General features: G+C 49.8%; 16 protein-coding genes. 9 read left to right on the forward strand and 7 right to left on the reverse strand.

Features of this window, described 5'->3' with window-relative positions:
- The 5 genes from ACOJTG_RS08310 to ACOJTG_RS08330 form a co-directional block, all read right to left on the reverse strand.
- Positions 1–1,298: DUF3526 domain-containing protein (locus tag ACOJTG_RS08310; RefSeq protein ID WP_420153385.1), on the reverse strand; the 1,298-nt coding region annotated here is incomplete at its 3' end.
- 27 nt (positions 1,299–1,325) lie between these two features.
- Positions 1,326–2,723 carry a DUF3526 domain-containing protein gene (locus ACOJTG_RS08315; protein WP_420153386.1) on the reverse strand — a complete coding sequence of 466 codons (1,398 nt, stop codon included), beginning with the start codon at positions 2,721–2,723 and terminating at the stop codon, positions 1,326–1,328.
- An 87-nt stretch (positions 2,724–2,810) separates the two neighbouring features.
- Positions 2,811–3,527 (reverse strand): ABC transporter ATP-binding protein, encoded by a 717-nt coding sequence (locus ACOJTG_RS08320; protein ID WP_420153387.1) that lies wholly within the window; start codon positions 3,525–3,527, stop codon positions 2,811–2,813.
- A 9-nt stretch (positions 3,528–3,536) separates the two neighbouring features.
- On the reverse strand, positions 3,537–5,906 hold the full coding sequence (locus tag ACOJTG_RS08325; protein WP_420153388.1) for a TonB-dependent receptor domain-containing protein: 2,370 nt from the start codon (positions 5,904–5,906) through the stop codon (positions 3,537–3,539).
- A 249-nt stretch (positions 5,907–6,155) separates the two neighbouring features.
- Positions 6,156–8,612, reverse strand: a complete 2,457-nt coding sequence (locus ACOJTG_RS08330; RefSeq protein ID WP_420153389.1) for a PAS domain-containing sensor histidine kinase — start codon at positions 8,610–8,612, stop codon at positions 6,156–6,158.
- A gap of 303 nt (positions 8,613–8,915) precedes the next feature.
- Here ACOJTG_RS08330 and ACOJTG_RS08335 point away from each other — a divergent pair, with 303 nt between their 5' ends.
- Together ACOJTG_RS08335 and ACOJTG_RS08340 are read left to right on the forward strand one after the other, a co-directional pair.
- Complete coding sequence (locus tag ACOJTG_RS08335; RefSeq protein WP_420153390.1) at positions 8,916–9,806, forward strand: helix-turn-helix domain-containing protein; 891 nt, start codon at positions 8,916–8,918, stop codon at positions 9,804–9,806.
- A gap of 70 nt (positions 9,807–9,876) precedes the next feature.
- Positions 9,877–10,614 carry an SDR family oxidoreductase gene (locus tag ACOJTG_RS08340; protein WP_420153391.1) on the forward strand — a complete coding sequence of 246 codons (738 nt, stop codon included), beginning with the start codon at positions 9,877–9,879 and terminating at the stop codon, positions 10,612–10,614.
- Between the two features lie 123 nt (positions 10,615–10,737).
- Here ACOJTG_RS08340 and ACOJTG_RS08345 read toward each other — a convergent pair whose 3' ends face one another.
- A complete protein-coding gene (locus tag ACOJTG_RS08345; protein WP_420153392.1) occupies positions 10,738–11,946 on the reverse strand; it encodes an enolase C-terminal domain-like protein in 1,209 nt (402 codons plus the stop codon).
- An 831-nt stretch (positions 11,947–12,777) separates the two neighbouring features.
- On the opposite strand from ACOJTG_RS08345, the gene ACOJTG_RS08350 reads away from it, so the two are divergent.
- The 4 genes from ACOJTG_RS08350 (at position 12,778) to ACOJTG_RS08365 (ending at position 19,271) form a co-directional block, all read left to right on the forward strand.
- Positions 12,778–13,539 carry a DeoR/GlpR family DNA-binding transcription regulator gene (locus ACOJTG_RS08350; RefSeq protein WP_420153393.1) on the forward strand — a complete coding sequence of 254 codons (762 nt, stop codon included), beginning with the start codon at positions 12,778–12,780 and terminating at the stop codon, positions 13,537–13,539.
- 18 nt (positions 13,540–13,557) lie between these two features.
- On the forward strand, positions 13,558–14,763 hold the full coding sequence (locus tag ACOJTG_RS08355) for an anhydro-N-acetylmuramic acid kinase (RefSeq protein ID WP_420153394.1): 1,206 nt from the start codon (positions 13,558–13,560) through the stop codon (positions 14,761–14,763).
- Positions 14,764–14,880: 117 nt separating this feature from the next.
- Complete coding sequence (locus ACOJTG_RS08360; protein WP_420153395.1) at positions 14,881–17,925, forward strand: SusC/RagA family TonB-linked outer membrane protein; 3,045 nt, start codon at positions 14,881–14,883, stop codon at positions 17,923–17,925.
- Positions 17,926–17,945: 20 nt separating this feature from the next.
- Entirely contained in the window at positions 17,946–19,271 is a 1,326-nt protein-coding gene (locus tag ACOJTG_RS08365; protein ID WP_420153396.1) for a RagB/SusD family nutrient uptake outer membrane protein, read from the forward strand.
- Positions 19,272–19,357: 86 nt separating this feature from the next.
- Here the strand turns inward: ACOJTG_RS08365 and ACOJTG_RS08370 are convergent, their stop codons facing one another.
- Positions 19,358–21,001 carry a DUF4980 domain-containing protein gene (locus tag ACOJTG_RS08370; protein WP_420153397.1) on the reverse strand — a complete coding sequence of 548 codons (1,644 nt, stop codon included), beginning with the start codon at positions 20,999–21,001 and terminating at the stop codon, positions 19,358–19,360.
- Between the two features lie 316 nt (positions 21,002–21,317).
- On the opposite strand from ACOJTG_RS08370, the gene ACOJTG_RS08375 reads away from it, so the two are divergent.
- The 3 genes from ACOJTG_RS08375 to ACOJTG_RS08385 all read left to right on the forward strand — a co-directional run.
- The gene (locus ACOJTG_RS08375) at positions 21,318–22,097 is read left to right on the forward strand and encodes an SDR family oxidoreductase (protein ID WP_420153398.1); all 780 of its coding nucleotides are present in this window, start codon (positions 21,318–21,320) and stop codon (positions 22,095–22,097) included.
- Positions 22,098–22,177: 80 nt separating this feature from the next.
- Positions 22,178–22,522, forward strand: a complete 345-nt coding sequence (locus ACOJTG_RS08380; protein ID WP_420153399.1) for a hypothetical protein — start codon at positions 22,178–22,180, stop codon at positions 22,520–22,522.
- 54 nt (positions 22,523–22,576) lie between these two features.
- Positions 22,577–23,467 (forward strand): helix-turn-helix domain-containing protein (locus ACOJTG_RS08385; RefSeq protein ID WP_420153400.1); only part of this gene is annotated, 891 nt, incomplete at its 3' end.

Raw genomic sequence — 23,467 nt, forward strand, 5'->3', positions numbered from 1 at the left:
TAGGTAGATTCATACGCCATTTTCGGGTAATAAAACTGCTGCGTGCGTTTCCGGAACTGATCCACATCGCGGCTAAAGGCGTTAAACTGAAACCAGTGCGTTCCCGACAAAGCGGAAAGCTCTTCCTGCATCATTAGGGCCGGACTAAGCAGTTGAAAAGCCTGGATGGCCGCCTGCTGTTTTTCGATTTGTCCGTACAATTTCTGCTCCGCTACCTCCGCCGCTGCATCTTTAATTTCCTGACTTTTGTAGACGATTACGCCATACCCATAGACCATACCCGGCGTGACGATCGAAGCCTGCCGAATCAGGGTCCGGGGGCTACTGAAGACTTCTTTGGTTAACAGTTGTCCGTCTTTCTCAAAGTATTTGTTCACGGCTTTGCGTTCCTCATTGGTCTGCGAAATCCGGCTGGGAATAGGATATGCCTGACTCAGACCAATCTGTAAGAGATTAGGAATCAGGATACCCGTAAACAGCCAGAGGAAAATCAAGACCATCGCATTTACAGTCGAGGACAACGAGAAACTGTTCACCAGAAAAGAAAGAACAAACCAGAACGCAAAGTACAACGAAACCAGAGCGAAGGTCCACCACCAGTTCGAAGTAGCTAAAAAGCTGCTGCCCAGCAGAGCCACCATGATGGGAATCACCAGCAACCAGAACAGACCCGTAAAGAGCACGTAACGAGTACTAACCCGTAGCTGAATCAAGCGGGCAATGGATTGATTACTGGTTTTGAGCAGTACCCAGGTTCCCTGTTCCTTTTCACTTGACAGCACATTGTACGTAAAAACGATAATCAGCAAGGGAAACAGGTAGATGACCACAAAGGCAAAATCGAAGTTACCAATGAACTGGAGCAGACTATTATCAATTTCCCCTTCGTACGTCAGGTACTGTTTCTTGTTGATGTACACCTTGTAATAAAAGGGCTGAATATCACTTTGCCCCACGTTAAGAGCTTGTAAAACAAAGGGTTGCTTGACCGCAAACTTGGGCCCTTCGTTACGGGCGGTGTTATAGGCAAAGGTCGGATCATCCCAGATAAAGCCGGGGTGAACCATGTGGTTCGCTTCAATCCGGCGGATACGGGTTTTGAGGCTATCGAGCATTTCGGCTTCGTGAACCTGAATTTTGCCGATGGTCTGCTCCTGTTTCCGGTACATACTGTTGCCAATCCAAAGGGCGGAAAGGAGCATCATCAGCATAATGGCAAACAAAGCCACCAGTACTTTATTCCGGGATAATATTTTCAATTCCAGGTTCCAGATGACCCGAACGATGGATAATTTCATGCGTTTACCTCCACTAGCCATGAGAACCTACACGGTCATTTTTCGATACGAGAAGAACATTAGCAGCACGGATACGAGCGTCCAGCCGAGCAAAATGGCAATGGATGGGGCGGCCGAAGCCAGTCGCCAGCCAATCCCCGGAGCGGTATACGCAAACTGCGGGACGGTTTTCCAGAAGTCATTGCTGGCAACGGTATTTTTTTGGTAAAAATCATCCACGATTACGCCCACTTTCCGGCGGTGCAGCTCCGCTTTCTCCGCAAAATCATTGTGCGTATGCATATCCGTTGCCGTCATCCGCATCGAAAAATCCCGAAAAGCCAGAAAGGGAGACAATACGGACGAGGTTAGCAGGACGGCATTCTGCTTTTTCTCGTTCTTCTCTACGGCCTCGTAAGCCCGATCCATGACCTTGCCATCCGATTCTTCGAAATGTTCGATGGTAATGGGAATGTAGAAAACGGGTAAGTCTTCGAGCCGGGTTACGCCGTATTTCTTCAGAGTCTCTTTTTCCAGAATGGCCCGCCGTTCATCTTTCGTACCTTCGCCATCAACCCCGTATTCCTTGTCGTGGAAGGTCGTATTCTCAAATTCCAGCGAAGTGATGGATGGGTACAGTCGTTTGGAAATCTCGCTGGATAGCCGCGGAATCAGGAAAACACCGAGTAACCAGAAGCCGGACAGGCTTACCAGCGATAGCGAAGAATTACGCGTGAGCAGAGATACGGACACGCTGATGACGGTAATCAACAGGCAGAAGACGGCCAAACCCAGCCAGTACAGGCCATATGCCCCGAAAATCTGAGGCAGATGAGCCGAATTTTGGCCCAGACTCAACAAACCCAGCGACGCGATACCCAGGAGTACTAACAGAGCAAAAACCAGAATCAGACAGGCGAGTAATTTACCCGTAAAAATCTGTCGCGTTGTGGCTTTCGAACTCAGAATCATTTTGATGGTCCCGTTTTCCCATTCTTTCGAAAAGATATTGTGAGCAATGAGAAAGATGAACAGCGGCAGAATGAACTGGGCGAAATAACCAACGTTGAAAAACCCGAAACTCCGGATTCCCGTGGCATCGGTCACTTCCCGAAAGCGTACCACGCCGCGTTTATGCGGTTCGAGGTAAAAGGAATTACCGGTATAATCTTCGATACCGTTGTCGATCATGGCCAGTTCGGCCGTGGGCTTGTAGGCATAAAAGCCAAAATGGGCTCCCAAGTGCGGGTTTTTATCGCCCTGCGAGATAAACTGTTGATACGTAACTTTCTGGGATTCCCGCAGCAAGGCACTGTGGGATACGTAATAGGAATAGCCATTGTACAAGGCTAAACCCATCAGAATCAAAACGCCGATGAGCAACCAGACGACCTTGGCAGTCCGGAAAATCTCCCGAAGTTCTTTTTGAATAACGAGTTGAATCATGCTGGATAAGGGCTTATCAGGTCAGGGTTGGTATGTTGTTGCTCCAAGCTGAATCTATCTTGTATACGAGGATTCAGCCGATCAGCTTTACACCCGAACCTCTTTTTCTTTCACCAGATCAATGTAAATTTTAGTCAGATCGGCGTGCGATACCTCATCAGAAATCAGCTCCTGTTTGAGCCTCCCCTCGTGCATGATGCCAATGCGGTGACCGAGGTTTTTGGCCATGAGCAAGTCGTGCGTAGCCATGAGCGTACTAACGCCCTGTAAGCTGAGTTGAGTGATGATTTCGGAAAATTCATTGCTCGCGTGCGGGTCGAGTCCGGACGTGGGTTCGTCCAAAAACAGGACTTTTGCCTTTTTGACCAGAGCAATGGCAATGCCTACTTTCTGCCGCATCCCTTTGGAGTACGAAGACACCCGTTTATGGAAAGCCGAAGCCTGCAGACCCGCTACTTCCATGAAACGGCCCAACTCCTGTTTGGTATACTGAAAGCCAGAGAGTCCGCTGAAAAACTCCAGATTTTCCATCCCGGAAAGCGTTGGGTAGAGATTGACGATTTCGGGGATATACGCCACCATATCGCGGGTGGCCTGGTTATTCACCGAAACTTCTACCCCATCGATGAACGCCTGACCGCTCGTGGCCGGAATGAAACCCAAAAACAGGTTGATCGTGGTTGACTTTCCCGCCCCGTTCGAGCCCAGCAGGCAATAGATTTCACCCGCCTGGATTTCCAGGTTTAGGTGATCCAAGGCGGTATGCGAGCCGTAGGCTTTGGTTAGGTTAATTGCTTTTAACATGGGAAAAGACTAAAGTACGTAATGAATACTCAGGCGGGCATTGAGGGGAGCCTGCGGTACCCAATAGTATAACCCACTGCGAAACCAGGGCGTCGCAATCAGCTTTTTATTTAAAATATTATTTACTAAAAGATTAACCTTCAAGTGTTTGCGATGCCAGCCAATGCCCCCATCCAGTCGGAAATAATCCGGATTGGAATGCGGTGTCGCCGTAGCATAACGTTCGCCGCGTCCACCCTGGTACTGATAACCCGCCGATACGGAAAACGCGGAAAGTTTCGAACCGGGCAATTGATAATTCAGCCAGGTATTCTGTACGTGTTTCACGTACATGGGTGTACGTGCTCCAATGAGCTGAGGGTTGACATCGGCTTCAATTTTGGAATCGTTGTAGGCGTAGTTGATTACGGCGTTCAGGCCCGACAGTACTTCGCCAACCACGTCGAGTTCAATTCCCTTTGAATGCGACTTACCCACTTGCAGGCGATACAAGGCATTGTTAGGATCGGTAGCGACGATGTTGCTACGGTGAATATGGTACACTGAAAGGGTCGTATTCCAGCGGCCATCCAGCCAGTCTTTCTTCATGCCGATTTCCCGATTAATTCCTTCTAACGGACGAATGGCCTCTCCCGTAGCCAGAATACCCGCCTGCGGAATCAGCGTTTGATCATACAGGGCGTATACCGACCAAGTAGGCTGAATGCTGTAACTCAAACCCACCCGTGGCGTAAATAGCTGATCTTTCGAGGAAGTCAGTACTGCGGATACGTTATTGTGGGTGTTTACCGAAGTAAACCGTCCACCTAGGGTCAATCGCAGCTTCTCTTTACAGAAGGTTAATTCATCCAGGGCATACACCGAGTAATAATCGATGGATTGCTTGGTATTGCCCTTGGCGAGTCCACCCGGCGTATGGTAATTGGGAATCTCGACCCCGTATTCGGGGGCATCAATAGTCAGCGGGTAATACGTAGGCTGCGTTTTTCCGGCGGCATCCGTGTACGTATCGTAGGTTACGTAACTATCCGCCCGGAACCGCTTCTGATTCACATCCACACCCGCCAGAATCTGTTGCGTTAAGCCCGTCGTCCGGATTTTCCCGTTGATAAACGCCTGCTGCGAGTACACCTGCGTGCGGGCCAGATCGTATTTGGGATTGCGAAGCAAAAGGTTCGGATTGGCCGAATTCACGCCCGTTACCCACATATAAATCCCTTCGTAATCATTCTGCATCAGGGCTCCCCGAGCGGTTAGCGACCAGTTTTTACTGAAACCATGCGTAAAGGTTAAGAATGCCGTATGGTCGCGAACGTGGTACGGCTTCAGCGTTGGTTCGTGAATGGTGAAATTGCGGGGCAAGGTTGCATACCCTTTTGGTGACATCACAATCGGGCTAAACAATGCATAGCTGAACTGCTGGTAGTTATATTCAGCGGTTAGGGAAGTACGATCACTGATCTGGTATTTCAGCACGGGAGCTATCAACAAGCGGCGATTAAAATCGTACTTGACGAAAGATTGACTCGTCATTCCCATGACATTCAAACGGTACTGAAACTTCTTTTGGGCATCCAGCACGCCGTCTACATCGGCAGCTAGCCGGTACAAATTCCAGCTACCCAGCATCGCCGTGGCGGAATACTGCGGCGTACCCGTGGGTTGTTTAGTTAGCACATTGAAGGTACCGGCGGGATCGCCAATGTTATTCATGAAGAGCGAAGGCCCTTTCATAAATTCGACCCGATCAATGATGGCGGCGTCTTCGGGGGCAGGTCCGCGATAAATGGGCGTCAGGTCGATTCCATTGCGAAGCGTCGAAATCTGACCGCCCCGCATGAACATGTAGGGTCCCAGATTATTGGAAACTTCCTGTCGAATCACGCCACTGACATTCCGGGTAATCCCGTCGGTCATGTTAAAACTTCCCTGATCATAAATGACCTCCGCACTGATTTCCTGGATATTCTGGGAAAGGTTAATCAAGGGTGTCTGCAGCCGCAAGGCACTCGAAACCGTGTTTAAATGATAGGGTTTGTAATATCGGGAAGTAACCGTCACTTCTTTGAGTCCCTGTGCGTTGGCCGCAACTAGGTTTATTTCAATGGGAGCCGAATTGCCCGTGAGCGAAATTCGCTGGGTTTGGTAGCCCACGTGACTCACAGTAATAGACGTGGCCGGAGCAGTACTCTGAAGTTCAAAATAGCCTTCATCATTGGATACGGTTCCCTGCGTTGTACCCGTTAGTTGAATGCTGGCTCCTGCCAGGGGGCGTTGGGGAGACTGAGCTTCTTTAACGCGGCCTTTGATGAAATGTTGAGCTTGGGAAGAAAAGCTAAATAAACCTAGGAGGATTACTCCTACTATTCGTAAAGTCATTAATGACAGAATCGAGATAAAATCGAATAATTCATACCGTTCTTGTGGAAATCAAGGTATAAAATTATGAATCAAATCGGAGTACTTCTTCATTTATGCGACTAAGAGCCTATTTTTTAATCTAAATTGAATAAATACTTATATCCGCTATAACCAGTCGATGGCTATTTATTCATTGCAAAAGAGAAGGTACTACCGAGCAAAATTCCTGCTGTTAGCGTAATTGTTTTTAGTAGCGTTCCTTCTCTTTTACTTTTGAACGGGTAGATAAAGCTCAAAAGTAGCTCCCTGCTCGGGTTCACCGTGAGCCTGAATAAACCCTTCGTGATTCATCGCAACTTTTTGACAGATCGCCAGTCCCACGCCCGTCCCCTCAAACTCACTTTTGCCGTGCAAGCGTTGAAATACCCCGAAGATCCGGTCCACGTATTGTTCCTCAAAACCAATTCCATTATCCTGAATACGGATTCGGTGGTAACTCGCGTGTACGGGAGTCCAGCCCGGAATCGAAGGTATATCCCCGGATTCCAGTAACTGGTAGGTTAGCTGGATCGAAGGAAGGGTCGTATTGCCCTGAATATCCTTACTACTAAACTTAATCGCATTGGAGAGCAGATTTTGAAAGAGCTGCTCTAACTGCCGGGCATCGCCTCGGAACGGAGGTAGCTGAGCTACGCTAATGTCAGCACCGGTTTCTTCAATGGCTACCGACAAATTATCGATGGCCTGAGTTACCACCTCTGCCAGCATCACTTGCTGGGTCTCCGCTTTTCCGTTCGAGATTTTCGAAAAGGTAAGTAAATCGCTAATGAGCAGGCCCATGCGATGAGCCGATTCCTTGATCCGAACCAACAATCGACTGTCTTCCGCCAACGTATGCTCATGACGTTTCACCAAAATATCGATGAATTGTTGAATCTTACGCAGGGGGGCTTGTAAATCGTGACTGGCAATGTAAGCAAACTGCTCCAGGCTGCTGTTCGACCGAAGCAGTTGGTCATTGACCTGATGCAACTGCTCATTGATATTGGCCAGCTCTTCATTGGAGGCAAAAAGTTCTTCGTTGGTCGACTCTAATTCCTCCGTCCGCTCCTGTACTAATAATTCCAGGGCGGCTTGGGTTTGACGTTGCAGCGTAACGTCCTGGGAACTTCCCGTAAGCCCGCATACTATACCCTGCTCATCCCGGGTTAACTTTCCTTGGGCGTGTAGAATTCGTTTTTGACCCGTCTTCAGGCAATTCATGGAAAATTCAGCTTCGTACCGATCCTCATTCATCGGTTGACGAGCCGTATCCACCGCCGCTCTAACAATCAGCCTATTTTGGGAATCCATTACTTCATAAGCCCGCTCGATCGTCAAAGGCTCCTCTCTTTCGAATCCGCACCAATCGCGTAAACGATCGGAATACGTCACCACCCCCGTATTAAAATCAATCTCCCAGGCGGCTAGTTCGGCCAGTTCAATGGTTTCCTGTAATTTCGCCTGGGTTTCCTGAAGTTGTTGTTGGATGCGTATGCTTTCCGTGACGTCAATGGCAATATCCAGAATGGCGTATACCTCTCCCTTCTCGTTAAACAAGGGCGTATAGGTAATATTGTAGAAGTTGTAGGTCATCACGCCATGCTGAACAATGTTCACTTGGGAGCCGTCACTTTGGAACATTTTTCCCGAGGTGTACACATCATCCAGAATTTGCAAAAAGGGTTGATTTTCCAATTCCGGCATTACTTCCCGCAGCGGCTTACCCTCAATATCTGGCCCTTTTCCTACAATATCAATAAAGGCTTGGTTGGGCATCTCGACGATCAAGTCGCGACCCACAAATAGTCCCATAGCTGCTGGAGCAGTCGCGATGATCGCTTTGAGCTGGGCTTCGCTGGCTTCGATTCTTTTTCGGGAAAGTACCTGTTGCGTTACATCAGTGGCAATCACCAGAATGCCCGTAATTTCGGTCTGATTAGGAGGCCGCTGGGGCTGGTAGGTTAGATCGACATAGATCGTTTCTAAAAGTTGATTTCGAACCAGTGTAGCCGCTACTTCTTTCGCAATAAAGGGTATACCCGTATCCAGCACGCCTTGGAGTAAGTCATCAAAGCCTTGCCCCGCCAGTTCTGGCAAAGCGGTTAACAATGATTTACCCACCAATTGGTCGGGCGTTCGGCCTACTAATTCTCCGTAAAAAGCATTCGCTCGCTGAAAGGTTAGTTCCTGTCGATCAATCACGGCAATTCCTACCGGCGAGGCTTCGAACGAGTCGAGCATTTGCTGCTGAGCGGCCTGCTGATTTTGCAGACTTTCCATGTCGCGGGTTACATCCTGAGCAACGCCGCCAAAACGGTATACAGATCCCTGTTCATCAAAGTAGGCTTTTCCGTAAAAGCGAACCCACCGTAATTTGCCATCATCGGCTCCAATGGTACGATAGGTCACATCGTAATTACCGCCTGAAGGTATTTGAAAAGCTTCCTGAACTGTCCTATCCACACGAACCACATCATCGGGATGGATATAGGCCATTGCTTTTTCATAAGGAAGAGTATTCTCCTTAGCTAAGCCATACAGCTCCCGGCAACGATCATCCCAGAGTACCTGTCTGGAAATAGGATCTAACTCCCAAACGCCCAAACCCGCCGAGGTTAAGGCAAAATCGATATCTAAACGCTCTCGAAGCGACCCTGCATGGGGGAATTTCTCTCCTGGCATATCATTCGTCAAAAGTGTATTGGAATAACTCCATACTTAGGAAATGGTTGGAAAAGCGAATCATTTAAATTCTGGCTTTCGCTCATTTACCAGCATTTTAGGACGTAAATCCTTCGCATGAGTAGTACCACAAAAAGACGTCTCTGTTCGTACAGGCTTTACTTTGCTAATTTATAGAATGGATAGTTTGACGGAATCGAGGGAACTGTAACCCCTCACGTCCCTGCGAAACGCTGGCAAATTGAGTCAACCACCGTTTGTCAATTACGCATAGGTAAAAACGAAAATTTTGTACTTTTAACAATGAATCTTACGACCCTTGATCAACCTATTCCCCTTTACACGCTAGAGCAGGACCCCATTTTAGGCAGCAAGCTATTCAGTATGGCCCGCTTTGAAGGAACGCTTACCCATCACTCCGAACTACTCATTCCCCACCGAAAAGACTACTACTTACTGGGCTTCATCCGGCAAGGTGGCGGACGACATTGGGTAGATATGATTCCCTACGAACCGAAAGATCAGACTTTCTATTTTTTTGCCCCGCAACAGATTACAGTCAAGGAAGAGCCTAAACCCACCTGGGGTACTGCCTTTGCCTTTACGCAGGAATTTCTGGCTTTGCAGGAAAACACGATGTTAAGAGCTCTTCCAATGATTCAGAATCCGGAAAATGGGCACGAATTGGCCCTTTCTGAAGCAGATGTAGTGTTTGTAGAAGACTTGCTGGATAAAATTTATTCCGAGTATCTGACTTCGGGCGTATGGCATCAGCGAATGCTGTCGGCCTACCTGCAGGTTCTGCTCACGTATTTGAGCCGGTTGTACACGGAGCAATTTGAGCGTACGACTTTTTCAGCGGAAACTCAACTTCTGAAAAAGTACCAATCAGAAATTAACAAACACTTTCATCAGCTGCATCAGGTCAGTGATTACGCCTCATTATTGCATGTGTCGGCGGGCTATCTAAGTGAAGTCATCAAAGCCCAAAGCAGTAAATCAGCCATTACGCATATTCATGACCGGTTGGTACTGGAAGCCCGCCGACTGCTGTTTCACTCCGAACAGTCTCTGAAGGAAATTGCGTTTGGACTGGGTTTTTCGGATGCTTCGTACTTCAGTCGCTTCTTCAAACGCGAAACGCAGGTTACCCCAGCCGAGTATCGGGCGGCTACCCGAAGAATGTACCAGTAATACCGCAAAATGTGTTTCAGTGACTCGAAGGGGCTATTCTACCTTTGTTCCAACAAAAAACAACGGAAACATGAAGACTGCACTCATTACTGGAGCGAACAAAAGCATTGGATTTGAAACGGCTCGTCAACTTCTACAAAAAGGCTATTATGTATATCTGGGTAGTCGCGATGCCCAGAAAGGCGAGCAAGCCGTCGCTCAGCTTAACTCCGAAGGATTAGCTCAGGTCGAAGCCATTACCATCGATGTAAATAATCCGGAGTCCATCAAAGCCGCCCGTCAGGTACTCGGACAGAAAACGCAGGTGCTGGATGTACTCATCAACAACGCGGGTATCAGTGGTGGCTTTCCTCAAACGGCTGTGGAGGGAGATATAGAAACCTTTCGACAAGTGTTCGAAACCAATTTCTTTGGCGTCATTGAAACCACCCAAGCCTTTCTGGATTTACTCCGGGCTTCTTCCGCACCTCGCATTGTCAACGTCACCTCGGGTTTAGGTTCGCTGACCCTGCATAACGATCCGAACTGGAAGTACTATGCCGTGAAAGGGGCCTATTACACGACCTCCAAAGCCGCCCTGAATGCCTACACCATTGTGCTGGCGTATGAATTGCGGGATACGGCTTTTAAAGTAAATGCCGTGGATCCGGGCTACACAGCCACGGATTTCAATCACCACAGCGGTACCGGTACTGTGGCGGATGCCGCCAGTCGTGTAGTAAAGGCAGCCCTCTTGGATGCCGATGGCCCTACCAGCCAGTTTTTTAGTGATGATAACGCTCCAGAAACAGGTATAAGCCCCTGGTAAACGTCAGTTTAGATCGAGTGCTCGGGTAATCGTACCGACGGTCTATCCGAGCACTCGCTTTACAGTTCAAACCTGAAACTACTCAAACCCCTTCAACCTTAACCCCTTTCAAACCTCCTCCTCTCAGCCTTTTTTAAGCAAAGTCATACCAAAGCCAGGGTCCGGGGAAGGAATGAATTTTCCCTTTTCGATTTTATACTTACCAAAATCAATGTCTTCACTGGTAGCCGGTACGCCTTCGATGGTTGTTGTATTGCCCAGTCCGCCCGCCAAGTGCGTACAGTAGTACGATTTGAGTAATTCACCAAAGGCGTGCGGTGAGGCTAAAATCCCCATTTTCTTAAGTTCCGGCATGAGTTTCCGCCAGGGCGTAAATCCGTAGCCGATGATGTCGGTCAGGTGAACGTCGATCAGTTTTTTTTCTGCCAACTCGCGTAATAAGGCCTGATTGGGGTTGGCTTCGCCCTCGGCCAGTAGCATGTTAGGCTTATTGGCTCTGGTCCAGGACCGCAGTTTCTCGTAATCGGCAACTGTTTCGGCAAAGGGTTCTTCCATCCAGAAGAGGGGAATATCGCTAATGCCTTTCAAGTAGGCAATCGCCGTATCGGCAGTATAGCCGTCATTGGCATCCACCAGAATTTCAACGTCTGGGAACGTTTTAGCTACCAGTTTGGTCACCTCAATATCACGCTTCAGCCCTTCTTCCTTCGGCATCCACATATTCCCGCGACCAATTTTAAGCTTGAGTTGCCGATACCCCAGTTGGTAGTCGTGCCGACAGTTTTCGATCAGTTTATCCAGTCCCCCGGCCGCCGTTTTTACGGGCCCTTCATTGGTTTCCAGCTCGTCGAAATAAATCATCCCGCTGTAACACTTGGTCAGGATGGGCTTTTTTTGTCCCAGTAACTCATAAACGGGTTTATTCAGAATCACGCCGGCCAGATCGTGTAGGGGTACATCAAAAGCCAGGGCTTTGGGATCGGTAACGCCCACAGCGGGCTGAAACACGTCCGAAACCCGTTTGCCTTTCAGGTAGGCAATAGCCTCCTGATTTCGTCCCCCGTGCATCCCCCAGCCTTTCGCTCCCTGATCCGTCGTTAGTGTACAGACCCCTACTTTAGGCCCATAGCCGTGGTTATCCCGCCGACCATTTTTACCCACAAACCGGGGCCATTTGAGTTGTACTTCGGTGTAGCTGATGTCCGCGATGGTATGGCTCTGGAGATCGGCAGCCGCAGGCCAGTCAGCGGCTGCGGCTGCCCAAGGTGTACTGAGCACAGCCGTAGAAGCGGCACCTTGCAGCACCTGTTGAATAAACTGTCTTCTGATCATAGGTTTAGCGTAAGAGGATTCTAACGGAGCCAAAGAAACTAAGAAAAGCCCAATGATTAGTCAGTTACGTATAACAATCGTAAGGTTTACCGCCAGTTACGGTTCTAGCTAGACGTAGCGTTGTACGATAGATGTTTGGTTTGGCGTTTACTGAGGATTTACTAGGGCGAGAATGATCGTTTATTTCATGGCTGCCTTTCGTCCCCCTGAGACGGCTGGTTTTTTAGTCCGTATGCATTACATGCGGGGCATCCCATGCCGGCACGCCCACCGCTCTTTTCATCCTGCTCCAGGCCACCGCGTTGCGGATGAAACCATTCCATGGGGGCCATCCCATGGTGGCCGCTATGGAATGGAAGGCGACTTGAGCCCCAGAATGGAATTCCGGCATGGAATGCGATAGGACGGGGTGCGGTTTTATGTGGTTTACTATACCAACTCGCTAAAACCAGTCACTACTGTCAGAAGATGAAAATCTCTCCCGCCTATGAGCCTTGCTTACGGGACCAAACTCAGTATAGGTAAATAACTAAATACATGCCCTATCCCACTCCAAAATTTTTCACTACCTCAGAAATCCATAAATTTTAGCAATTATATCTAATTTTATAACCAAATATTTCAATAAAAGCTTTATGTCCATATAAATTCCAACTTTAATTAATTAAATATTTTAGAATTAAATACTATAATTTAAAATAAACACAATGTATTCAACTAGTTTTTGTCACTATTTCCAAATAATATTCGAATTTGATGTAACTATTGACAATTCTTTTTAATATTTGTAAAGATGATTAGGCTAGAGGAACAGATTATCGGGTAATAGCTATGATTACGGTGGTCAAAAAAGAGCGAAAAGAACTTATACTCAAACACATCAACATCCATTCCCGGGTCACGTTCGGTGACTTGTCTCAACTACTCCATGTATCCGAGGAGACCATTCGCCGTGACCTAAACGAACTCTCCGACGAGCGGCTCATCATTAAAATAAAGGGCGGAGCGATGGCGGTGGGTAATCACTTCAGTCCCCAGAGCGAAAAATCGCTGCGATATGCTTCTACGAGTAAAGAGCGAATTGCCCAAAAAGCAATATCCCTCGTGCGGGACGGCATGATTGTACTCATCGGCGGCGGCACGACGGTACAGGCCTTCATCGAAGCCATACCCGATCAGTTACGGGCCACTTTCGTAACGGTCAATCCGCATACCTGTATTGCGTTACTGAACAAACCCAACCTGGAAACCATCCTGATTGGCGGCAAAGTGTCAACGTATAGTCAAACCGTAATAGGCGGCGACGCGTTTTTGAAGCTCGCCGACATTCGGGCCGACCTCTGCATCATGGGTACCAACGCCATTGATCCTACGGAAGGGATTACCGATCTGGAATGGGAAACCGTGGAGATCAAAAAGGCGATGTTCAAGGCGGCTAAGACCATTGTGATTCTGGCCATCGCCGAAAAACTGAACACCTCGATGAAACTACGGGTATGCCCCGTCACCACGCTTGATTATCTGATTACCGAGCTTGACGCCAGCCATCCCAGTCTGCAACCGTACCTGGCTCTCGGCGTCAAAACCCTTTAATTCATCCCCAAACGAACCATGAACGCACATATACAGAAACTTTATACGATTGCTCAGAAACCTGAACGTACCATCATTGGCCTGATGTCGGGTACTTCGATGGATGGACTGGACGTGGCCCTCTGTACTTTTCGGGGGGAAGGCGGCCAAACGCAGGTTAACGTACGCGAATTCCGCACGGTAGATTTCACCGAGGAAATTAAAGCCGAAATTCGAACCGTATTCGCCAAGCGAACCATTGATTTCCAACACCTGTGCGTACTGAATCCCTGGATTGGCAACCTGCACGGGCGGCTGGTGCTCGACTGTCTGGAAGGCTGGGGCATTGCTCCGGCGGAAGTGGATGTGATTGCCAGTCACGGACAGACGGTCTTTCACGCCCCCCGAATTCTGCACGGTCTGGACCAGTTTCCCAACGCTACCCTACAAATTGGCGATGGGGATCACGTGGCAGTTACTACGGGCATTATTACCCTGTCCGATTTTCGGCAGAAACATTGTGCAGCGGGTGGTGAAGGGGCTCCGCTGGCCGTGTACGGCGACTATCTGATTTTTTCGGAAGCGGGAGAAAACCGAATTCTGCTGAATCTGGGTGGTATTGCCAACTTTACCTTCCTTCCGGCCAATCTGAATGCGGATGAAGTATTCGCTACCGATACCGGCACTGGCAATACGCTGCTTGATGCCTATACGCGTCAGAAATTCAATAAAGCCTACGACGCAGATGCGGCTCTGGCCCGCCGGGGAACGATACACGAACCCTTACTAGCCGCGTTGAAGCAGGACCCGTTTTTTGAGAAACCCTTTCCCAAAACCACGGGGCCAGAACTCTTTAGTCTGGCATATCTGGAGGCGGCTCAGCAGCAAATCCAGCGTACGGACCTCCGCCCCGAAGACGTACTGGCGACGCTTACCCGTTTCTCGGCGGAGACCATTGCCGAGGCCGTGCACCGTTCGCTGGAAAGCCGGGATACGACCCAACCCTGGGTGCTGTACGCCAGCGGAGGCGGGATGCATAACCCCTTACTCTGGCAGTATATCCAGGAGCTCTTGCCCGAAATGACCCTTCGCCGGACCGATGAACTGGGTATTTCGGGAGACGCGAAAGAAGCCGTACTGTTTGCTACGCTGGCAAACGAAGCTCTGGTGGGCGGCAAGACCCACTTTGGCAATCGACAGGGCGTTCCCAGTGTATCGATGGGTAAGATTTCATTCCCGAATTAATCGTTTTTTCCTCTAAATCGACTTCCTGAATACGTTTTTCGTAGGACGCGGGCGGCTGCTACAGCTTTCCCACGACCTGCCTTTTTTAGTAGTACACACTCCAAACTAGTTAACCGTATGCGAAAATCAGTACTTCCAGGGAAGCTCCTGTTTTACCTTCTTTTTGCCTGGACGGCCCTGGCGGGTTCCGTTTCGGCTCAGGTACAACTGCAGGGGAAGGTCAGCGATGCCAATGGGTCCGGCCTTCCGTTTATTACCGTGAAACTAAGTTCGGCCAGTACCGGAACCACGACTAACGCCAGTGGGACGTACCAGTTTACGCCTTCCTTGAAGCCGGGTCGGTATACGCTGATCTTTTCCGGCGTAGGGTACAAAAGTCAGCAGAAAAGCTTTGACGTAAATGCCAGTCTAAATGCAGTAACCCTTGATGCCACGCTTGAGGAAGACGTGCTCGGTTTGGATGAAGTCGTAGTGACCGGTACGATGGGTGCCACCAGCAAACGCGAACTTGGTAACTCCATTGCTACCGTAGGAGCGAAAGATCTGCAATTTTCCGCCGCCCCCTCCCTCGATGCCGCCTTGCAGGGCAAGCTTTCCGGTGCTCAGATTACGCAAAACTCCGGGAACCCCGCGGGTGGAATCAGCATCCGGATGCGGGGACCGAGCACGATTGTGGGTTCATCGGACCCGCTTTATATCGTGGATGGGGTCATTGTCAACAACGATTCCCGCCAGTTGATTGACCTGGGCGGGTACTCCCAAAATCGTCTGGTGGACATCAACCCGGCGGATATTGATCGCATTGAGGTCATCAAGGGAGCGGCAGCAGCGGCCATTTACGGGTCGCGGGCTAACAACGGGGTCGTCCAGATTTTCACCAAAAAAGGGAAAGAAGGCAAACCATCCATTACGTTCTCTACGCAGTTTCGGGTCAGTCAGCTTCGTAAGAAAATGGCCTACAACGAATATCCGTTTGCTTTCGCGAACACTACGCCGACGGACGAGACGCAGGTTCCGGTTACCCGTTACGATTACCAGGACAAAATTTTCCAGAATGCTTTTGGTACCGAAAATTACCTCTCGCTTTCGGGCGGTACGGCTAACACGAAATACTTTGTTTCCGGATCTAATTATTATAATCAGGGAATTATTAAAAGTACGGATTTCAACCGCAATGGCATTCGCCTGCGTATTCAGCAGAAAATCGGCAACAAAGCCACGATTTCGGCGGGTAGCAACTACGTGTACAGCTCCAGTAAGGAAATTCCCAACGGCGGCATCAGCGAGGCGTATGGGGCTCTGACGGGATTCATTTTCAGTAACAACTCCGTCAATCCGGAACCCGATCCGGTTACGGGTGTCTATCCCTCCACTGCTCCCGTCAGCGTGGTACGCCGCACCAACCCGCTTGAAGCCATCAACCGCTTCAAGTTTGGACAACGAACGAGCCGAATCATTTCGGATTTCAATTTCAACCTGAAACCCATCGCAGGTCTGAACATTGATTATACCGTCGGTATCGACAACTACACGCAATCGGCTACGGCTTACATTCCACCGAAAAACACCACGCCGACCTACGATCAGGGACTGGCCCGCCGGGCCGATGCTACGGTTTTCCAGATCAACAACGATTTGAATGTCAGTTATAATACGAAAGTGAATGACTGGCTGACCTCGACTTCGGGTATTGGCGGCACGATCCAATACGATCGTACACTAACCTTTGGAGCTACGGCCCAGCAACTGGGAGCGTTTGGCGAGACGATCAATAATGGAACCATTATTGCCACGGAATTCCGCTCGGAGCGATCCATTCTCGGAGCATTCGCTCAGCAGAGTTTTGGCATTAAAGATCGCTACTTCATTACGGGAGCCGCCCGCGTGGATGCTTCGTCGGTATACGGCATCGATAACCGCTGGCAGTTTTTTCCAAAAGTGAGTGGTTCGTACGTGCTTTCCAACGAAAAATTCTGGAGTGAAGGAGCCCTGGGCCGTGTTGTCAATTCATTCAAACTCCGGGCCGCCTGGGGGCAGTCGGGCAACCTGACCGCCATTGGAGCGTATGATCGCTTTACCAATTACAGCCCCGTCATCTACGGTGGCCAGACGGGCTATACCTCTCCCGCTCAGTTCGGAAACTTTACGGTAAAACCCGAGCGTCAGACCGAAACCGAAATTGGTGCGGATTTCAGCCTGTTGAACGATCGCGTGAGTGTGGAGTTTTCGTACTTCAACAAGAGCGTAGCCGATCTGATTCTGAACCGTACGCTGGCTCCTACGACGGGCTTCAACAACCGCCTCATCAACGTGGGTTCGATGACGAATAAAGGTTTTGAAGTGATGGTGAAAGCCGTACCGGTACAGACCAGTAGGTTCCGTTGGATTACTACGCTGACCTATACGTCCAACAAGAATACGGTTAACGGCGTGGAAGGCAACGGCGTACTACCCTTCGCGGGTGGATTTAGTCAGGTGGCTGCCGTCAATGGCTATCCGCTTGGAGCGTATTACAGCACCTTTTTTGCCCGCAATCCGGACGGTTCCTTACTGTTAACCGCCCCTACGGCTACGAACCCCAATCGCTATCCGCAACGGGAACGGGGTACCCAGCTGGCCAACGGACAGTACACCGTTCAGCGGGATGCCAACGGTCAGCCCACTGGAACGATTTTGAGCAAGGTCATCGGCGATCCCAACCCCTGGGGTATTGTTGGCTTTACGAATGAGTTTGAGATTGGAAAATTCAATTTCCGGATGCAATGGGACGGCATGCTGGGCTTTGAGGTGTTCAACTTCACCCGTCGGGTTGGCGAGCGTGACCTCTATGCTTCGCTGAAAGGATACGAACCCGAGCTTCGCGGCGATGTGCCGAAGGGTACGAGTGCGGCCCTGTTCTCGATCTTTGAAAATTACATTGAAGACGGCTCTTTCGTGAAGCTCCGGGAAATTTCCGCATCGTACGTTCTGACGCCGAAGCTCTGGAAAATGCAGAACCTGCGGCTTACGCTCATCGGCCGTAACCTGCTTTCGATTGATAACTACAGTGGCTGGGACCCGGAAACCAACGCCGCCGGTCAGGATAATGCCGTACGTGGTTTCGATTTTGTGGAAGTACCGATTCCGCGTAGCTTCCTGTTCGGCGTAAGTGTCAATTTCTAAGCATTAATCCACTGAAAATCATGCAATTCAAAACATATATTCTGGCCTCTTTTCTGGCTGCTGGTTTACTGACGGGTTGTAAACTGGATATTCCCAACCCCAATGCTCCTACCGACGAACAGGTACTATCCAGTCGGGAAGGGATGCTGACCCTGAGCCTGGGGATGAAACAATACTATTCGACCTCGGCCCTGGAAGCTCTTATCATTACACCGGGGACGACCACGCGGGAGCTGAAAGGGATCACTACGTTCACCAACGTACTCGAACTCGAAGCTGGCGGTACGGCTTTGCCTTCCTTCAACGGTAACGTGCTCAACCTCTGGGCAAGGATGTACCGGGTGATGGGCATGGCCGACGAATTAATCGCCAACGCTCCCACCGTACTGGCTACCGACGAAGCCACCCGCAATGGCGTACTGGCTCACGCGTATCTTTTCAAGGCGATGGCTCTGGGCGGACTGGCGACGGGTTTTGAGCAGTTCCCCACCCAAACCAACAAGAATGGACAGGCCCCGTTTGTACCCCGCCAACAGGCCCTGACCGAAGCCGTAACGTTACTTTCGCAGGGCATTGATCTAATTACGGCCACGGCTCCTTCGACGGAATTCAATACGCGGGTGCTGGGTACAGATTTTCAGTTGCGGGATTGCCTGAACGCGTACCGGGCTCGCTACCAGATGATGCTAGGTCGCTACGCCGATGCACTAGCCTCGGCGAATGCGGTTAACCTGACGTCGCGGTCGCAGTTTGTGTATTCGTCGCAATCGCCCAATCCCATTTACCAGCAAATTGTCGTTAGTAAAAATTACCAGCCCCGGGCTACATTCGGGTTACCGACGTCGCTGCTGGAAACGGGAGATGCCCGGATTAACTTCTACACGGCTACGCCGGAAGTGACCGTGGGTGGCGAGGTACTGCGTTCAGTAGCCGGATTTTTCAATGAAATCACCAAGCCCATTCCGGTATATCTGCCCGATGAGATTCGTCTGATCAAAGCCGAAGCACTGGTCCGGAGTGATGGTTCGATTACCGAAGCCGTAGCTCAGATCAACGCCGTTCGTACGCAAACAACGGGAGATCCCTTCGGCGTAAATGCCGCTTTGCCCGCCTACGCTGGCGGTACCGATGCGGCTAGTCTGCTCACGGAGATTTATAAACAACGCAGTACGGAGCTTTTCATGCAAGGTTTACGGCTGGAAGATAGTCGCCGTTTCAACCGTACGGCTCCTGCGGTGAATGTTAACCCGATACCGCTCACGGCCGAACGGACGCGAAACTTCTACCCCTATCCGGATCAGGAACGACTGACGAACCCGAATACACCGGCGGAACCGGCGATTTAATACTTGGTTTGATTTTTGAATGGGTGCAGAAATGAACGGAGGTGGTTCGTTTCTGCACCTTTGTTTTTATACTTATCCAACTACCCTTACTTCCAAATCGACTTCACTTTGTATACCTGCAGATCCTTCACCTCAATCCGATTGCCCCAGAACTGAAGCCCTTCCTGATTGCCCGGCACGGGTTTCCGCTCCAGCGAATAGGAATACCGACCGCCGTCCACGAACACCTCTATTGAGGTTCGATCTACGAAGATCTCTGCGGTAATCTCCATGCTCGTCATATCCTCTGGCGAATAGAAGGCTCCATTTAACTGATTGAAATTCAAATCATAATTGAGGATTCGCTGACCAAAAAGCGAAATACCCGCGTCCGTCGCGTGGGAAAGTTTGAGCGTAGTTTTGAGTCGAAACGCATCCTGTACGTCCACCGATTTGAGTTTTTCCTGGGCTTCCTCGGCCCTCAGTGAGGTCCATTGACCCGCTGGTGTAAACAGTTGTTCCGTTTCTTTGACGGGTAGACTAAAGAGGCGGGGACCGTTTTTGGTCGTACGAAGCCGTAGTTCGGTGGGCAGTAGCATCATGCCATTGAAGGGCATCCCCGGCTGCTGTACCCGGCCCCAACCGATCTGAATCCGGCGAGGGTCCTTTTCGGGCATATTCGTAAACGTCTGAGCGGCGTAGATGGTCCCGTGCGTATACGAGTGTTTACCCGACTCCGGCGTGAATTTTTTCCCGTCGAAATCGCCGATCATGTACGTGGTGGAGGCTCCGTACATTACCCATTTGGTTTTATTGGGATCACCATCGATGGGAAGTTCGAACAGGTCCGGGCACTCCCAAAAGCCGGTAATGTGACTTTCGTACGTCCATTGCTTCATGTTTTTCGAGGTATAGATCGAATGGCCGTCCCGCTCATTCAGTACCATCACCCAATGCCGACCCGGTTGGTACCAGAACACCCGGGGGTCACGGGTATCCTTACTCTCCCATTTCGCTTTGGAGTCGATCAGCGGGTTCTGGTCGTATTTGGTCCACGTACGTCCTTTATCCAGACTATAAGCCATGCACTGCACCTGCTTTTCCGGACTATCCACCGTGAAAAAAGCAACCATCGCCGGTACATTCCCCCGGTTAAAACCTGCCGTATTTTCGTAATCAATCACCGTTGAGCCGGAAAACATAGTTCCCATCCGATCGGGTGACAGGGCCGTGGGTAGTTCCTCCCAGTGAACCATGTCTTTGCTTACGGCATGGCCCCAAGACATGTTTTCCCATTCGCGTTCGAAAGGATTATGCTGATAGAACAGATGGTATTCCCCTTCGTAAAAGATCATCCCATTGGGATCGTTGATCCAGCCCCGGCGACTGGTAAAGTGGTATTGCGGTCGATGTTTTTCGTGATACAGGGAGTCCTGACCCGCTAGGCGATCATCCTGGTAAATCTGGTTTAATCCTTCTGGACTACCGTCGTATCGAAGAGTAAGGATTTTGCCCTGCCAGGCTGAGACATCATAGAAGACCCAGTAATCAGGCTTTCCCGAGGCCAGCCTTATTTTGAAAGACTGTTCCGTATGGTCTGGCGTCACCAAGGCCATGGTACCCCGGTGCTGGGACTGGGCTACGGGCAGATTCAGGTAGCGTTTGGTAATTTTCAGCGAGCGAGTCTGGGCGTGGAGGGTCAAGCTTAAGCCCATCAGGCTCAGCATAATCCATTTTACGGCTGCGGTCATTCAACTAGGTTTTAGAGTAGAATAGTAGCGGAATCGAAAGGGCGGAATGCATGGGTACATCTCCATTTACTGAAGATTGACTTGAGCAATCTTCGTACCCCTCTCGTTTTCTTGTCCTATACGCCTCTAAAGTAAGGCAATCACTCGTTCTTATCCGCATGAAAAGCCCGTAAGTACCGTATTAAGCACGCGGAATACGGAAAACCTCCTACCCTTTCGTGTCGAATCTTCCCTTCTGGCTACATCCTTGCGACAATCGACTACAAGTGTTTTTGGAATCGTGACTGACTTTTGTAGAAACAAAACGGAAAGAAAAATGGACTTGCACAACAACACCATCCTGATTACCGGCGGCACCAGCGGATTTGGACTTGAATTCGCTTCCCGACTTCTGGCCCTGGGTAATACCGTGATTATTACGGGAAGAAATGCACAAAAACTACAGGAAACCCAGCAACAACTTCCGGCAGTACATACCATCCAAAGCGATGTAAGTAAAGCGGAGGACATTGTAGCCCTGTATGATCAGGTGGCCCGGCAATTTCCTGCCTTGAATATAATCATCAATAATGCCGGTGAAATGCGTAAACTCAGCCTGAATCAGCCCCACGAGCTTTTGGACATTACCCGTGAAGTGGAAATCAACCTGATGGGACCGATTCGCATGGTACAGCAGTTTCTGCCGCATCTGAAAACGAAACCTAAGGCAGTAATTCTGAATGTGACCTCCGGTATCGCATTCATGCCCTTCCCCATCTCCCCCATTTACAGTGCCAGCAAATCCGGACTGCGGGCGTATACGCAGGCCTTACGCGTACAACTCATGAAAACGAGCATTAAAGTCATTGAACTGGTAGCTCCCGGAAGTTCGACACCTCTGAATGACAAATTCATCGATGAAGATGGCTTCAACGCCAAAGCTCTGATGGCTCCCGAAAAAATTGTCGATGCGGCCATCCAGGGCATGAAAAACGACAAGGATGAAATTTACCCCGGTCTAGCTGGATTGATGCGGGTGATGAGCCGAGTGGCTCCCAAGTTAATGCTTTCGCAGGCGGGTAAAATGGGGGCGTCTACGATGTATGGTACGAAGTAAAGCCGACCAACGCCGCCCCCTGGCGTATACCTCTGATCGTCTAATCACCATTCATTCCCTCGAATCTTTCCAGTAAATCCATGAAAATTGTAGCTATCGTACTCCTGTTGATCTCGGCCTTTCTGAGTATCAAACACGGCTGGGACGCCTTCCAGCCCGCTAACGCGGAACAAGCAAAAATGTTGTCGGCCCTCGGGCTCTCCAAAACCATTATGCCCTACATGGGCGTATGGTCGATCGCCGTGGGGGTTCTGCTGTTTTTCCCGCAGACCTTTTTCGTGGCCAATGTGCTGAATGCGGTTACGATTGTTTTGATCATGGCCCTGTCGTTACGGGCGGGAAACAGTAGCATCGCTTTGATGGAAATCCCTTTTCTTTCCTTGCCCTTATTACTGATCTGGTTGAAATATCCCTTTAAAGGGTAGGTGAATGCCGCCTGTTGGATACTATCCTTTCGGAAGAATAACTAACTTACCCTCATGGAAACCAAAACGCCACTCCGTATTAAATCCATTACCGAAGGGCATCGGCTCGCGAAACTTCCCAAACCGCATCATCCGCTCATTAGCGTGGTGGATGTGTCCGAATTGACGAGAGACGCAGGCGTTACCGCGGTCGTGTTCGACTTTTATACCATTTCCCTGAAAAGAGGTTGCGATACGCTATTCTACGGGCAGCAACAGTATGATTTCGACGAGGGAATCATGGGATTCACCGCTCCGGGACAGATTTTACGCGGCGATGGAAGTGACGGCGTACCCAAGCTGGAAGGCTGGATGTTATTTATCCATCCCGACTTTCTATGGAATACGCCCCTGGCGAAGAAAATCAGGCAATACGAGTTTTTTGGGTACGCATCCCACGAGGCCCTGTTTCTCTCCGATAAAGAGGAAACCCTGATCAACAGTATCGTTGATCACATCAAGCAAGAGTACCATTCATCGATCGATAAGTTTAGCCAAGATGTGATTGTTGCCCAATTGGAACTCCTGTTTACCTACGCTCAACGCTTCTACGAGCGACAGTTCATTACCCGGAAAATCACCAACAGCAAGGTACTGGATCGGCTGGAGCAGGTACTGACGGATTATTTTAATCAGGAAGATCTGTTACTGAAAGGCTTGCCCAAGGTGCAGGACATCGCCGATACGCTGCACATGTCCACCAAATACCTCAGCAGTTTACTGAAGCAACATACCGGACAAACTACCCAACAGCACATTCATCACAAGCTCATCGAAAAAGCGAAAGAGATGCTCTCCACCACGGATTTGTCAGTCAGTGAAATCGCGTACGAATTAGGCTTCGAGCATTCGCAATCATTCAGCAAACTCTTCAAAACCAAGACCAAGCAGAGTCCGTTGGAGTTT

This window comes from Siphonobacter sp. (assembly GCF_048595215.1).
In the GTDB taxonomy this organism is placed as follows: Bacteria; Bacteroidota; Bacteroidia; order Cytophagales; family Spirosomataceae; genus Siphonobacter.